General features: G+C 63.3%; 12 protein-coding genes. 4 read left to right on the top strand and 8 right to left on the bottom strand.

What is annotated here, in order from left to right:
- Positions 1–42: 42 nt before the first annotated feature.
- The 5 genes from J7359_RS15870 to rfbC form a co-directional block, all read right to left on the bottom strand.
- On the bottom strand, positions 43–1,074 hold the full coding sequence (locus tag J7359_RS15870) for a glycosyltransferase (protein ID WP_348524402.1): 1,032 nt from the start codon (positions 1,072–1,074) through the stop codon (positions 43–45).
- A gap of 144 nt (positions 1,075–1,218) precedes the next feature.
- A complete protein-coding gene (rfbA, locus tag J7359_RS15865) occupies positions 1,219–2,091 on the bottom strand; it encodes a glucose-1-phosphate thymidylyltransferase RfbA (RefSeq protein WP_209058076.1) in 873 nt (290 codons plus the stop codon).
- On the bottom strand, positions 2,088–2,945 hold the full coding sequence (gene rfbD / locus J7359_RS15860; RefSeq protein ID WP_209058074.1) for a dTDP-4-dehydrorhamnose reductase: 858 nt from the start codon (positions 2,943–2,945) through the stop codon (positions 2,088–2,090). The genes rfbA and rfbD overlap by 4 nt, the downstream gene beginning before the upstream one ends.
- On the bottom strand, positions 2,945–3,982 hold the full coding sequence (gene rfbB / locus J7359_RS15855) for a dTDP-glucose 4,6-dehydratase (RefSeq protein WP_209058072.1): 1,038 nt from the start codon (positions 3,980–3,982) through the stop codon (positions 2,945–2,947). Before rfbB ends, rfbD begins: the two co-directional genes overlap by 1 nt.
- Positions 3,979–4,539, bottom strand: coding sequence for a dTDP-4-dehydrorhamnose 3,5-epimerase (gene rfbC / locus J7359_RS15850; RefSeq protein ID WP_209058070.1), 561 nt, complete (start codon positions 4,537–4,539; stop codon positions 3,979–3,981). Before rfbC ends, rfbB begins: the two co-directional genes overlap by 4 nt.
- 219 nt (positions 4,540–4,758) lie before the next feature.
- Here rfbC and J7359_RS15845 point away from each other — a divergent pair, with 219 nt between their 5' ends.
- The 3 genes from J7359_RS15845 (at position 4,759) to J7359_RS15835 (ending at position 7,686) form a co-directional block, all read left to right on the top strand.
- Positions 4,759–6,309, top strand: coding sequence for a M10 family metallopeptidase (locus J7359_RS15845; protein WP_209058068.1), 1,551 nt, complete (start codon positions 4,759–4,761; stop codon positions 6,307–6,309).
- 73 nt (positions 6,310–6,382) lie between these two features.
- Positions 6,383–7,189 carry a thymidylate synthase gene (locus J7359_RS15840; RefSeq protein ID WP_209058066.1) on the top strand — a complete coding sequence of 269 codons (807 nt, stop codon included), beginning with the start codon at positions 6,383–6,385 and terminating at the stop codon, positions 7,187–7,189.
- 5 nt (positions 7,190–7,194) lie between these two features.
- On the top strand, positions 7,195–7,686 hold the full coding sequence (locus tag J7359_RS15835) for a dihydrofolate reductase (protein WP_209058064.1): 492 nt from the start codon (positions 7,195–7,197) through the stop codon (positions 7,684–7,686).
- Between the two features lie 57 nt (positions 7,687–7,743).
- Here J7359_RS15835 and J7359_RS15830 read toward each other — a convergent pair whose 3' ends face one another.
- From J7359_RS15830 to J7359_RS15820, 3 genes are all read right to left on the bottom strand, one after another.
- Positions 7,744–10,206: a 5'-nucleotidase C-terminal domain-containing protein gene (locus J7359_RS15830; protein WP_209058062.1), complete on the bottom strand. Its 2,463-nt coding sequence runs from the start codon at positions 10,204–10,206 to the stop codon at positions 7,744–7,746.
- 277 nt (positions 10,207–10,483) lie between these two features.
- Positions 10,484–11,056 carry a 16S rRNA (guanine(966)-N(2))-methyltransferase RsmD gene (gene rsmD / locus J7359_RS15825; RefSeq protein WP_209058060.1) on the bottom strand — a complete coding sequence of 191 codons (573 nt, stop codon included), beginning with the start codon at positions 11,054–11,056 and terminating at the stop codon, positions 10,484–10,486.
- 73 nt (positions 11,057–11,129) lie between these two features.
- Positions 11,130–12,329, bottom strand: coding sequence for an FAD/NAD(P)-binding oxidoreductase (locus J7359_RS15820; protein ID WP_209058059.1), 1,200 nt, complete (start codon positions 12,327–12,329; stop codon positions 11,130–11,132).
- A gap of 79 nt (positions 12,330–12,408) precedes the next feature.
- On the opposite strand from J7359_RS15820, the gene J7359_RS15815 reads away from it, so the two are divergent.
- Positions 12,409–12,894 carry a peroxiredoxin gene (locus tag J7359_RS15815; RefSeq protein WP_209058058.1) on the top strand — a complete coding sequence of 162 codons (486 nt, stop codon included), beginning with the start codon at positions 12,409–12,411 and terminating at the stop codon, positions 12,892–12,894.
- Positions 12,895–13,046 lie beyond the last annotated feature (152 nt).

Raw genomic sequence — 13,046 nt, 5'->3', positions numbered from 1 at the left:
CCGCACCGCGTCCGAAGGTTTGGTGGCAAACCGGACGGTCCGTCAGTCCTGCCGCGACATTTCCTGATCGCCGGTGTTGCCGGCCGCAGTTGCCGAATCGGCAATCGCCAGAATCTCGGGATGGTCGCGCCGAAGATTGCCGCGGAAGGCGTCCGTTATCGCCAGACGGATCAGGCGCCGGCAGACGGCACGCTCGGGTGGGGGCAGCGATCTGCCCTTCGCCAGCCATTTGGGAACCATCGCCGCGATCAGAAACGGGAACAGCATCCGCCCCGCCGTGCGACGATAGACGAACCAGAGATTACGGTGATGGTAGTAGGTCTTCCAGAGCGGCCGCAGCATCGCGCCGGCCGTCTGAACCCCGCATTCATGTTCGAACCGCAGCTCGGGGGCGAACAGCAGCTTTCCGCCCGACTGGGTCAGCCCAAGCGTGTACAGGACATCGTCGCCATAAATGAACAGACGCCCGTCCGGGAATCCCGCACGCCGCACGCCCGCGCGCGCGACGAAGAACCCGACGAAGGACGTGCCGTCCAACACCCTGGGTTGATCCGTCGCGTAAGCCGCATCCGGGATGTGGAATGCGGCGCGTCCGCCACCTGCGATCACGCGCAAGAAGACCGAGATGCTCTTGAAGGGGTTGACCCATGGGCGGTTCATCTCGCAGATGCGGCCGTCGGGAAAACGCACCGCTGCGGCAAGCGCGTCGGCATCCCCCCAGCGATCCAGTTCCAGCCCTTGTCTGAATTCGGCGATCGCGCCTGTCTGCGGACGCGCGTCATCGTCCATCAGCAGATACCAATCCGGATCGAAGCGCGCCTGCGCCTTGCGCATCCCGGTCTCGAAGCCAAGCGCCCCGCCACCGTTATGCGGCATCTCGATCACTTGAAGTCTTGGATCATCCTGCGCGGCAAGCCATTCCCGACTGCCGTCTGATGATCCGTTGTCGACGACGACCACGTGATCCAGCGGCTCGGCCAATAGCCGCGCCAGTGTTTTCTGCAGATGCGCCCGCCTGTTGAAGGTGACGACGATCGCCGCAATTCTGGGTCTGGTAGGGTCTGGCTGGCTCACGGCGTTCTCTTGTTTGGACTGACTTCCCAGGACTGCGCAGACACGCCGACCGGCTGCGTTCCTATCCGCAGCAGGACTGCCGTGAAAGTCCCTTGTCGCCATGGTTCTGGCAGACATGCCGCGAACGGGCCGGCCAGCCGCCGATCAGTCGAGCAAATTCAGCAGATACTTGCCATAGGCGTTCTTCGAAAATTTCGCGGCGCGGTCGCGAAGCTGATCCGCATCGATCCATCCGGCTTCGAACGCGATCTCTTCCGGGCAGCCGGTCTGCAGGCCCTGCCGGTTTTCCAAAGTCCTGACGAAGTTCCCTGCATCAAGAAGGCTGGCATGGGTGCCGGTGTCCAGCCACGCGAAACCGCGCCCCATCTTTTCGACCGTCAGTTCGCCATCCGCCAGATAGCTTTCCAGCAACGTCGTGATTTCAAGCTCGCCGCGATCCGATGGCTTGACCTGCGCAGCACGCTTGGGGGCGGTGCCGTCAAGGAAATACAAACCCGTCACCGCATAGTGGGACGGAGGCTTGGCGGGCTTTTCGACGATCGCCCGCGCGCGTCCCTGCGGATCGAAATCGACCACCCCGTAGCGTTCGGGGTCGCTGACGCGATAGCCGAAGACAGTCCCGCCCGTATCCCGCGCATCGGCCGCCGCCATCAACAGCGGCAAGCCGTGGCCAAAGAAAATATTGTCGCCAAGTACCATCGCGGACGGTGCGCCGGCCAGGAAATCCTCGGCCAGAAGATAGGCCTGCGCAAGCCCGTCGGGCGACGGCTGGATGATCCATTCGAAACGCAGCCCCCATTGGTCGCCATCGCCCAGAAGCCGCTGGAACTGGGCCTGATCCTCGGGGGTGGTGATGATCGCGATCTCGCGTATGCCGGCCAGCATCAGCACGGTGATCGGATAGTAGATCATCGGCTTGTCATATAGCGGCAGAAGCTGCTTCGACACGCCCATGGTGATCGGATACAGCCGGGTGCCGGACCCGCCCGCCAGAATGATGCCTTTGCGCTGTGTCATCTGTCCTGCTCCAGCCTTGCCAGCACCTCGGCCAGCCCCTTGCGCCAATCCGGGCGCGTGATACCGAAATCGCGGGCGATGGCACCGCAATCCAGCCGCGAATTCAACGGGCGCCGCGCCGGAGTCGGATATTCCGACGTGGCGATGCGTCGCACATTGCAGGCCAACCCCGCCTGGGCGAAGATCTCGACCGCAAGATCGGCCCAGCTTGCGTCCGGCGTCCCTGAAAAGTGATAGATGCCCCGACGCTCGGGTTTCGCCAGCATCGCCTTGCCCATCGCAAGAAGCGCATCGGCGATGTCGGCGGCGGCGGTCGGCCCGCCCACCTGATCCGCAACGATGCCCAGTTCGTCACGTTCGGCACCAAGCCGAAGCATGGTCTTCACGAAATTCCCGCCATGAGCCGAGAACACCCAGGATGTCCGAAGGATGGCCGACTGCCCCCCGGCATCGATCACGCCATTTTCGCCCGCAAGCTTGGTGGAGCCATAGACCCCAAGCGGTGCGGTCGCCGCATCCTCGGTCCGTGGGGCGTCGCCGCTGCCGTCGAAGACATAATCGGTCGAGACATGCAACAGCGGCACGCCAAGACCGGCCGCCGCACGCGCAATCGCAGCGGGCGCCAATGCGTTGACCAGATGCGCGGCCTCGGCCTCGGCCTCGGCACGATCCACCGCGGTATAGGCGGCAGCGTTGATCACAAGGCGCGGGGCGGCAGAACGCAGCGCCTGCGCGCAGGCATCAGGATCGGTCAGATCGGCGTCATCGCGGCCCAGGAAAACGGCCCCCGGCGCACGTTCTGCCAGTTCCCGCGCGACCTGCCCGGTCCGGCCAAAGACCAGCAATCCCTGCATCACGCGGTCCCCAGCCGCCGACCAACGCCATCGCGCGACAGCAGCGGCTGCCACCAGTCCCGATTGTCCAGATACCAGGCGACGGTGCGGCGCAGCCCCTCGTCAACGGTGACCGACGGGCGCCAGCCCAGCTCATCCCGGATCCGCGTCGGATCAATCGCATAGCGACGATCGTGACCGGGACGGTCGGGCACGAACGAGATCAGCCGATCATGCGCGGCGCCGGTAGGATGCAGTTCATCCATATGTGCGCAGATCGTGCGCACAAGATCGATATTCGTCGCCTCGTTCTCGCCGCCGATATTGTAGCTGCGCCCGATCTTCCCCTTCGCAAGCACCAGCAACAGGGCGTCGGCATGATCCTCGACATACAGCCAGTCGCGGACGTTACCACCGTCGCCATAGACCGGGATCGTCTCACCAGCCAGCGCCCTGAGGATCACCACCGGGACCAGCTTCTCGGGGAAATGATAGGGGCCGTAATTGTTGGAACAGTTGGTCAGCACAACCGGCAAGCCGTAGGTTTCGTGCCACGCACGGACCAGATGATCCGACCCCGCCTTGCTGGCCGAATAGGGGCTGCGCGGGTCATAGGGCGTATCTTCGGTGAACTGCCCGGTCTTGCCAAGCGAACCGAATACCTCGTCGGTCGAGATATGGTGGAACCGAAATGTCTGGGGGCGACCTTCGCGCACCCAATAGGCCCGCGCCGTTTCCAGCATGTTGAAGGTGCCGATCACGTTCGTCTCGACGAATTCGCCCGGCCCGTCGATGGAACGGTCGACATGGCTTTCGGCGGCGAGGTGCATCACCGCATCGGGTCGATGCTGCGCCAGGATCCGGTCCAGCGCGGCGCGGTCGCGAATATCCGCATGCTCAAAGCTATAGCGCGGGCTGCCGGCCACAGGCGCGACGTTGGACAGGTTCGCCGCATAGGTCAGCGCGTCCAGATTCACGACGTCAAAGCCACGCTGAACCGCAAGGCGCACCACCGCGGAACCGATGAACCCCGCCCCGCCCGTCACAAGAATTTTCATGCGTCACCTTCATGAACGAAAGGAGAATTCCATTCCGCGAAGCCCGGCGCGGCACGGTCCTTGCCCGACAGGATCGGCGCGGTCACGCCCCAATCGATCCCAAGACTGTCCCATGCCACAGCGCCGTCGCTGTCGCGATCATAATATGCGGTGCATTTATAGATGATTTCCGTGTCCGGTTCCTGCGTGACGAAGCCGTGCAGAAAACCCGCAGGGATCCACAGTTGCCGGCCGTTCTCGAACGACAGTTCCGCGCCAACCCATTCGCCATAGGTCGGGCTGCCGCGCCGCGCATCCACAGCCACATCGAAAAGCCGCCCGCGCCCGCAGCGCACCAGCTTGCCCTGTGCATGGGGCGGCGCCTGGTAATGAAGCCCCCGCAATGTTCCCGCCTGACGCGACATCGAATGATTGTCCTGAACGAACTCGGGCATGTCCACACCGGCCGCTGCCAGGGCCTTGCGATTCCAGCTTTCGGAAAAGAACCCGCGATCATCGCCGTGTCTTGCCGGTGTGATGACCAGCACGCCGGGCAGGGAAGTCTGCTCAATCTGCATCTTTTCGAACCATTTAACACCTGTCCCGGTCCGTATAGGCAAGCACGTCGCCCGAGTCACGGGGCCGACACCCCTTCATGTCCAAATAGCCATGCTATGCTCTGCAATGAAACAGCTGTGTTGCATTTGAATTTCAATCACTCCGAAATTGGCCGTCTGCAGCTTGAGCGACGAATCGCAAGGCGCTAATGCACACGCAATTTGAGAAGGAATTTTGTGATGTCGTATGCGGACGCCTCTCGAATCGCGAATTATCTGACCACCGGCTATTTCAACGATGCGGGCTACCCTGCTGCCTCTTTCGATGTGCAGACCGGTGATGCGCTGCGCGTTTACACGGATTTCACGACCGGCGCGGATCGCGGAATCGTCAGGCTTGCGCTGGATGCCTGGAGTGCGGTCTCGGGGCTGAGATTCGCGATGAACGGCACGGCGAATAATCACGATCTGCACCTGACCGACAGCGATGTCGGCGCCTATTCCTATGGTTACCGATCCAATGATCATACCCTGCTGTGGTCGGTCGCGAATGTCGGGCGCGACTGGCTGAACGCCTATGGAAGCGAGACTGTCAGCTACTACACGCAGACCTGGATTCACGAGATCGGTCATGCCCTGGGCCTGGGACATGCCGGAAACTACAACGGATCGGCCGGCTGGGGGGATCAGAATTTCGCGCTGGACAGCTGGCAGATGTCGGTCATGTCGTATTTCGCACCATTCGAGAACCCGAATGTCAGCGCCAGCTATGGTTATGTGCTGACCCCGATGCCCGCGGATATTCTGGCGATCCATCGGCTTTACGGGACGCCGAAGGTCGAAAAGCGCGGCGATGTCTATGGTTTCGACGGCACAGCGACGGACATCTATCAAGAGTTCAGCGACCTGCTGGACAACCGCAGCGATCTTCAGCCGGTCCTGCTGACGATCCACGACACCGGGGGCATCGATATGCTGAACATGTCCCGCGACCCGCACGATCAACGCATCGATCTGCAGCCCGGGTCTTTTTCGGACGTGCTGGGCTGGCACGGCACGCTGGGGATCGCCTATGGCACCTTGATCGAAAATGCCCGCGGCGGCAGCGGCGATGACGTGATCCTGGGAAACCGCGCCGCCAACAGGCTGGCGGGGTCGGGTGGCGCGGACACTCTGCACGGCGGCAACGACAGCGACAATCTTGACGGCGGTTCCGGCAATGACCGGTTGTATGGTCAATTGGGTGCGGACCTGCTGATCGGCGACAATGGCGCGGACTTTCTTGACGGCGGTCCGAACAGCGACATTCTTCGCGGCGGCAGTGGCAATGACAGGATGCTGGCCGGGACTGGCAATGACCGCCTGCGAGGGCAATCCGGGAACGACCTGCTGTGGGGGCACGCCGACGATGACATCATATGGGGTGATCATGGCGACGATTCGCTGTCCGGCGGGGGCGGAAACGACCGCCTGCGCGGCGGTCGCGGAACAGACATCATGAGCGGCAGCGCAGGCGCGGATGTGTTTGTGTTCCGATCACAGGATATTCGACGCGGCGATGTGGACTTGATCCGCGACTTCACGCGCAGCCAGGATCTTCTTGACCTGCGAAATTTGGGTCTGGACGACTTCCGTCGCGGGCGTGGATCATTGGAGGAAGGTGTCCTTCGCGCGGTCGAGAGGAACGACAAGCTGCACCTGTTCGCTGATCTGGACGGAGACGGCGTTTCCGATCTGCATATCGTTCTGGCCGACGACCGCCCGCTGAGCGACGGAGATCTGTTGTTCTAGCTTCCCTTCTTGGCACGGGCCGCCAAGAAAGATAGCTGTTTCGCATCGGGACGGTTCAGCCGCAGGGGAACTGATGCAGCAATATCTGGATGCGCTGGCCAGCGTGCTTGCGAACGGCGAAAATTCGACCGACCGGACCGGGACGGGCACCCGGTCCATGTTCGGGATGCAGATGCGGTTCGATCTGTCGCAGGGGTTTCCGCTGGTCACGACCAAGAAGCTGCATCTGCGATCCATCATTCATGAATTGCTGTGGTTCCTGTCGGGCGACACGAATATCGGCTATCTCAAGGAGAACGGCGTTTCGATCTGGGACGAATGGGCAGATGAGAACGGCGATCTGGGGCCGATCTATGGCCATCAATGGCGCCGCTTCGGCACCGAGGTCGGAACCGAAGCCCCTGTCGAGGCCGATCAAATCCGGTCGCTGATCGACGCCATCAGAACCACGCCGGATAGCCGCAGATTGATCGTGTCCGGCTGGAACCCCCTGCAACTGCGGCAGATGGCGCTGCCCCCCTGTCACACGCTGTGGCAGGTCAGGATCCTGGGCGGAAAACTGCATCTGCAGCTTTATCAGCGCTCGGGCGACATGTTCCTTGGGGTGCCCTTCAATATCGCCAGCTATGCGCTTCTGACCCATATGCTGGCCCATGTGACGGGCTATCGCGCGGGCGATTTCGTCCACACGATCGGGGACGCGCATATCTATGACAACCATATGGAACAGGTGAAACAGCAACTGTCCCGCGCGCCTCGTCCGCTGCCGCGTCTGACGATCGCGCGGCAGGTCGCCGAGTTGTCCGATTTCCGCTTCGAGGATTTCGTGATCGAGGGATATGATCCGCATCCCGCGATCAAGGCGCCGGTTGCGGTCTGATCGTCATGCTGACCCTGATCGCAGCCCAGGATCTGAATGGCGCCATCGGCCGTGGCAACACCATCCCCTGGCACATCCCCGAGGATTTCGCCTTCTTCAAGCGCGAGACGACGGGCGGCGCCATCGTGATGGGCCGCAAGACATGGGAAAGCCTGCCCAAAAGGCCGCTGCCCAACCGGCTGAACATCGTCATCTCTCGCGCATCAGGCGATGACCGGCAGGGTGCCATCTTCACCACCTTCGACAACGCGCTGAGCGTCGCACGGACGGCGGGCTATCAGCGCGTGTATTGCATAGGCGGAGGCGAAATCTATCGCCAGATGATGCCGCTTGCCGATCGCATCCTGCTCTCCACGGTCGAGACCCGCGTCGAGGGGGCGGACACGTTCTTTCCCGCGCTGAACCCGGTCGATTGGATGGTCACTGACAGCCGCGTTCTGCGGCAGGAAGATCCGATCTGCCGCCTGACCGAGTATCGCCGGATCGCGGCGTCCTGATCCGTGCGGTCAAACCCGCCGCACAATTCATGCGCGGCGGGCGATGGTCGGAGAGGATCAGGCGGCAAACAGGAATTCGTCCACCGCGGTATCCAGCGCCAGACCGTCCTGCCACGCCAGGTTAACGATCCGGCTGTCCATGTCGCGACCGGTATCCGCATCGTCAAACGCGGTCTCGGTCGTGGCATGATTGGCCAGAAGATATTCGGCGAACGCGTCCTGTTCGGTGCCGTCGTCGGCGAAGGTCGCGTCGCCGCTGCGACCGCCGCCATTCGTCAACGAGACGAAATCAAGATCATCACCGGTCGGGAACGGATAGCCGTCGCCGCCGGTCGCCAGGAAGCCAAGCGTCACGACGCCGTATTCCTGACCGGGATTCACGATCTCGCCGTCATTCATCAGCACACCGCGGATCTCGCCGGTCTCCGGATCGATGAAGACGGCGTCGTCGATGCGGTCGCCCGCATCCGCCGTCGGATCGAAGCTGAACCGGATCCCGGATATCTGCGGGAAGCGCCCATTCGCGTCGGGCAGGCCGGCAACGCCGTATTCCAGCAATGTCGCGATCTCTGCCGCGCTGAGCATGCCGACCGACAGATCATTGTTGAACGCCAGCGCTGTCTGGATGTCGTTCTGACTGATGCCGCCCTCGGGCTTCACGACATTGCCTTCGGCGTCGCGCACTTCGGCATTGACGGTCCGCACGGCCTCGGACCCGCCTGCGGGCACGACGATCTCACCGATCGAGGCGCGAATTCCGCCTCCATTCTTCAGCGACAGCCAGACATCGACGTCGTCCTGCACATCGTTGGCGTAGGAAAGATTGGCGTCCGCGGTCAGGTTGCCCAGATTGGTCTCTTGCGTTCGCACGCCGTCGGGATCGGCCGCGGTATCGATCCCCGAGCGGTTTCCGTTCAGGAAAACGTTCGAGACACCAAGGACATTGCCTTCCGACGCAAGGATCTGATCAAGGATGCTGTCCGCGATCTGCTGGATCTCGGGATCGACCAGATCTTCGGCGCCCAAGTCAGCAACGCCCTGCGCATCGGTCGCATAGGCGCCCGAGACATCCGCATCATAGCTGGCGGGGATGATGTTGCCGTCGGCGTCGAAATCGACGACCAGGCGGCCCACATATTTGTAGCTGCCATCGGTATTCACGATCGCGGTCGTGGTCCCGGCGGCGTTTTCGACAAAGATCGGATACGGGCCCTGCGCGGTGTCGCCGTCGCGCAAGCGGTCGTTCTCATCCAGAAGGCGCGTGTTCGATCCGCCAGCGACGATGATATCGACATTCTCCAGCAACGGCGCCAACGCCTGTTCGATGGAAAGCTGCTGCATATGGGCCAGCAGCACCACCTTGTTCATGCCGGGATTGGCCAACAGCAGCGCATCAACCTCGGCCTGGATCAGTTCGGCCAGCGCGGCGATTTCGGCCTCGGTCGGGGTGGTATCGGCCCATTCGGGAAGAATTCCCACTGATCCCGGGCTGGAAATGCGGTCCAGCGTCGGGGTTGTCGCGCCGACGACGCCGATCAGTTCGCCACCCGATTCCAGCACCACCGAAGACGTGACGGTGTTGGCCAACGGGGCCTGACCACCGGCCACTGCAAGCGGCGCAAGATTGGGGTCGGTCGAGAAATCGAGATTGGCCGACAGATAGGGGAAGGCTGTGCCCGCAAAGTCTTCGGCCGCATCGCCCGAAATCAGACCGGCCAGCGTGGCGGTGCCGAAATCGAATTCGTGGTTGCCAAGCGCCACGGCCTGCACACCCAGTTCGTTCTGGATCAGGATGTCGGCGACGCCCGGCGCATCATAGACATCAGCGGATGCGTCGAAGAACAGGCCCGGAATATAGGCATCGCCCGATGACAGCGTCAGCGTGCCATCGGCATCCACGTCCTCGTCACGCAGGGCGTTCAGCACCGCCGACAGGCGCGGCGCGTCCTCGACCGCGCGGGCACCGGCCTCCTGATCGGTGAAATGCAGCAGGTTCAGGCGGAAGGTGCTGTCCGCGTTGCCTACGGTCAGCTTGCCTTCATCCTCGCCGCCCTTGCCGTCAGACACGGTATAGCTCAGGTCGATCTGATCGACATTCTTGAACTTGTGAATGACGATTTCGCCCTGCTTGTTCAGCTTGGCCCAGCCCAGCTTTTCGCCGTCCTCGTTCTTCAACAAGACCTTGTCGCGACGGCCAACTTCGATCCCGTTGATGTGGGTGATCGTCAGCTTGTCGCCATCGGAGTCGCTGTCATTGGCAAGCACATCGACCGAGAATCGCCGATCATCCGTGCGCAGATAGTCGTCAGCCGCCAGTGGCGCGGCATTGTCGGGTTCCGGCTTGTCGGGGCGGCAATCCCACCACCATCCCTTGCCCGGTCCATGACCGAACCACGGTTTTGCCGACCAGTCGAGGTCGAACTTGTGGCTGAACGACTCCAGCCGATCAAACGCCTTGCCCCAATCCCCAAGGCCCGACAACGATGCGTGTCCACCCCAGCCGCCAATATTCCAGCTCATAGCTTCCATCCCTGCAGATCGCGTTGAACACCGCACCGCTTCGCGGCGCGGGATCACGCTATCCTAGGCAGGACTGTGACGACCGCGTGACGCATGGCTGAAGCTTCTGTGATCGCGGCGCCCCGCCGCCGAAGGATTCCGCATCAGGGCTTTCCTGTCGGGACGATCACGGGTCCGGTCGCGGTGCCGACAGATCGCCGGCCTGAATGCGCAATGGCGTCGGTCACACAAGACGAAAGCCATGAATGCATGGCAGCAATTCGGGTCCGCACGCATGTCAGGCCAGATCGTCGGGTGCCCGCACCAGTGTGACCACGCTGTCACCATAGCGCCGCTGATCGATCTGCATCAGTGGCGCGGGCACCAGCGGCGGACGGGCCTCTTCCCAGACCAGGATCGCGCCGGGCGCGACCCACCCCCCTTGCAGGGCCGAGGCGACCGCCTGTTCGCCCAGCCCCTGACCATAGGGCGGATCGAGAAAGATCAGGTTGTAGGGCGCGGCACGGTTGACCCCCAGCCGGGTCGCATCGCGACGCCATAAATCGGTCACGCCCATCGCCCGCGCCTTTTCGACGTTGGCTCGGATCAGCGCCCGCGCCTTCACACCGTCATCGACAAAGGCTGCGCGCGCCGCGCCGCGCGACAACGCCTCCAGTCCCAGCGCGCCGGTCCCAGCGAAAAGGTCCAGCACCCGCGCGCCCGGCACCGGATTGCCCTGTGCCCCGTTCGTCAGCAGGTTGAAGATCGCCTCGCGCACCCTGTCGGTGGTGGGACGCAGATGCGCCGCGATGTCGCCATCGCCCAGTTCGGCCAGCTTCAGGCCGCGCAGATTGCCGCCGACGATCCTCATGATTGCGTCCCGCGACAGCCGGGGGGCTGTCTGCCCCCCGCCCCCCCCGAGGGTATTTCGGCAAAGAGGAAGGTCACATCAGCGCCTTGAGGTTCGTGGCGGTCCGGATTTCCTGTGGATCGGGCGAGCGACCGGCCTCGATCAGCCTTTTCCCGATCATGTAGGCGCGGGCGTCGTTCAGCGCGTCCACCGCGATCAGGCGATCCAGGCGGAAATACCAGACCGATCCGCCATGCATGCCGTCGGCCTTGCGCGTCACGATCTGGTCGTAGCCGGTTCCAAGACCCGCGATCTGCAGCTTGGCGTCGAACTGGTCGGACCAGAACCATGGCCTTGCCTCGTATGACCGGTCTGCCCCCAGCATGTTGTCGGCGACCGCCTCGGCCATGTCGATCGCGCCGCCAACGCTTTCCAGTCGGATCCGTTCGCCCTGGAACGGAAAGCTTGCGCAGTCTCCGGCCGCCCAGATCGCCGGATCCGAGGTCAGACCGCGATCGTCCGTTGTGATGCCGTTGTCGATTGTCAGCCCCGCCTGTTGCGCAAGCCGGGTTTCCGGCAAGACGCCGATGCCGGTCACGATCAGATCGGCGGGCAGTTCCTGCCCGTCCGCAAGGACCACCCCCGTGGCGCGGTCGGTGCCGGTGATCCGGTCGATGCTGACGGCTTCACGGATCCGGACCCCGCGGGACAGGTGCAGGTCGCGGATCATCGTGGCCGTCTCGGGCGCGGCGACGCGGCCCAGGATGCGCGGCGCGGATTCCAGCAGCGTCACCTCGAGCCCCAGCTTTCGGGCTACGGCTGCGGCCTCCAACCCGATATAGCCGCCACCGATCACGATCAGGCGGCGGCCGGGGCGCATCTCGGGCTGGATTGCATCGACATCGGCAAGGCTGCGCACGACATGCACGGCGGCCAGATCGCCACCCATCTCGGCAGGCAGTCGGCGCGGCGCCGACCCCAGCGTCAGCGCAAGCGCGTCGTATTCAACGCTGCCGCGATCCGTGGTGACCAGACGCGCGGCGGTGTCGATGGCGGTGGCGGTCTCCGACAGGCGCAGATCGATGCCCTGTTCGACCCACCATTCAGGCGTGCGCAGCAGCAACCGGTCCAACCCCATCTGCCCCAGCAGGTATCCCTTGGACAGTGGCGGGCGCTGATACGGGGCGACCGACTCGGCGCCGATCACTGTCAACGGCCCGTCATGCCCCTTGGCCCGCAGGCGCGCCGCCATGGATGCCGCAGCCTGCCCTGCCCCAAGGATCACGATACGCATAAGATTTTTCCGCCGCTGGCCTGTCTTTCGACCGCAGCCTATAGTCGGCGCGAATCCGTTGCAATTCATGGAGTACGCAATGAGCATCCAGCCCGGCGACAAGTTTCCCGAAGGTCAATTGCTGAAAGTCGGGGCAGACGGCCCCGAAGCGGTGGATACCGCCGAACTGGCCAGCGGGCGCGTGGCCGTTTTCGGATTGCCCGGCGCGTTCACCGGCACCTGCACCAACGCGCATATGCCCAGCTTCATCCGGACCGCGCAGCAGTTTCGCGACAAGGGCGTTTCGCGGATCGTCTGCCTGACGGTCAATGATCCTTTCGTGTGCGCCGCATGGGCCAAGGCGACCGGCGCACCCGACGCCGGAATCGACGTCCTGGCCGATGCCGACGGACAGGTGACCAAGGCACTGGGCCTGGATTTCGATGCGCCACCGGCAGGTCTGTTCGGGCGTTGCAAGCGTTTTGCCGCCCTGCTGCGCGATGGCGCTGTCGAGGTCATCGATGTCGAGGATTCGCCCGGCACATGCAGCGTCAGTGCCGGCGAGGCGCTGCTTGAGAAAGTCTGATCGCGGCGTCCTGGCCGACTGACTTCAAGGTCGGCGCCTTCAACACCACCAGGCTCGATTTCGTCTCTTGCGCTCCATCCCGGCAGGCGGCGAAATCGAGCCTGGTCGCATATATAGGCGCGACCAACCCGGACAAGGCGTCGCCAAACGGT

Origin of the sequence: Paracoccus sp. R12_2 (genome assembly GCF_017744015.1) — a bacterium.
Lineage (GTDB): Bacteria > Pseudomonadota > Alphaproteobacteria > Rhodobacterales > Rhodobacteraceae > Paracoccus.
This window is presented reverse-complemented; position numbering and strand designations above follow the sequence as displayed.

Excerpts from the sequence above, each read along its gene's own strand:
- rfbA (WP_209058076.1), bottom strand. The coding sequence starts at position 2,091 with ATGACACAGCGCAAAGGCATCATTCTGGCGGGCGGGTCCGGCACCCGG.
- J7359_RS15820 (WP_209058059.1), bottom strand. The coding sequence starts at position 12,329 with ATGCGTATCGTGATCCTTGGGGCAGGGCAGGCTGCGGCATCCATGGCG.
- J7359_RS15830 (WP_209058062.1), bottom strand. The coding sequence starts at position 10,206 with ATGAGCTGGAATATTGGCGGCTGGGGTGGACACGCATCGTTGTCGGGC.
- J7359_RS15840 (WP_209058066.1), top strand. The coding sequence starts at position 6,383 with ATGCAGCAATATCTGGATGCGCTGGCCAGCGTGCTTGCGAACGGCGAA.
- rfbB (WP_209058072.1), bottom strand. The coding sequence starts at position 3,982 with ATGAAAATTCTTGTGACGGGCGGGGCGGGGTTCATCGGTTCCGCGGTG.
- J7359_RS15845 (WP_209058068.1), top strand. The coding sequence starts at position 4,759 with ATGTCGTATGCGGACGCCTCTCGAATCGCGAATTATCTGACCACCGGC.
- rfbC (WP_209058070.1), bottom strand. The coding sequence starts at position 4,539 with ATGCAGATTGAGCAGACTTCCCTGCCCGGCGTGCTGGTCATCACACCG.
- J7359_RS15835 (WP_209058064.1), top strand. The coding sequence starts at position 7,195 with ATGCTGACCCTGATCGCAGCCCAGGATCTGAATGGCGCCATCGGCCGT.
- J7359_RS15815 (WP_209058058.1), top strand. The coding sequence starts at position 12,409 with ATGAGCATCCAGCCCGGCGACAAGTTTCCCGAAGGTCAATTGCTGAAA.
- rfbD (WP_209058074.1), bottom strand. The coding sequence starts at position 2,945 with ATGCAGGGATTGCTGGTCTTTGGCCGGACCGGGCAGGTCGCGCGGGAA.
- rsmD (WP_209058060.1), bottom strand. The coding sequence starts at position 11,056 with ATGAGGATCGTCGGCGGCAATCTGCGCGGCCTGAAGCTGGCCGAACTG.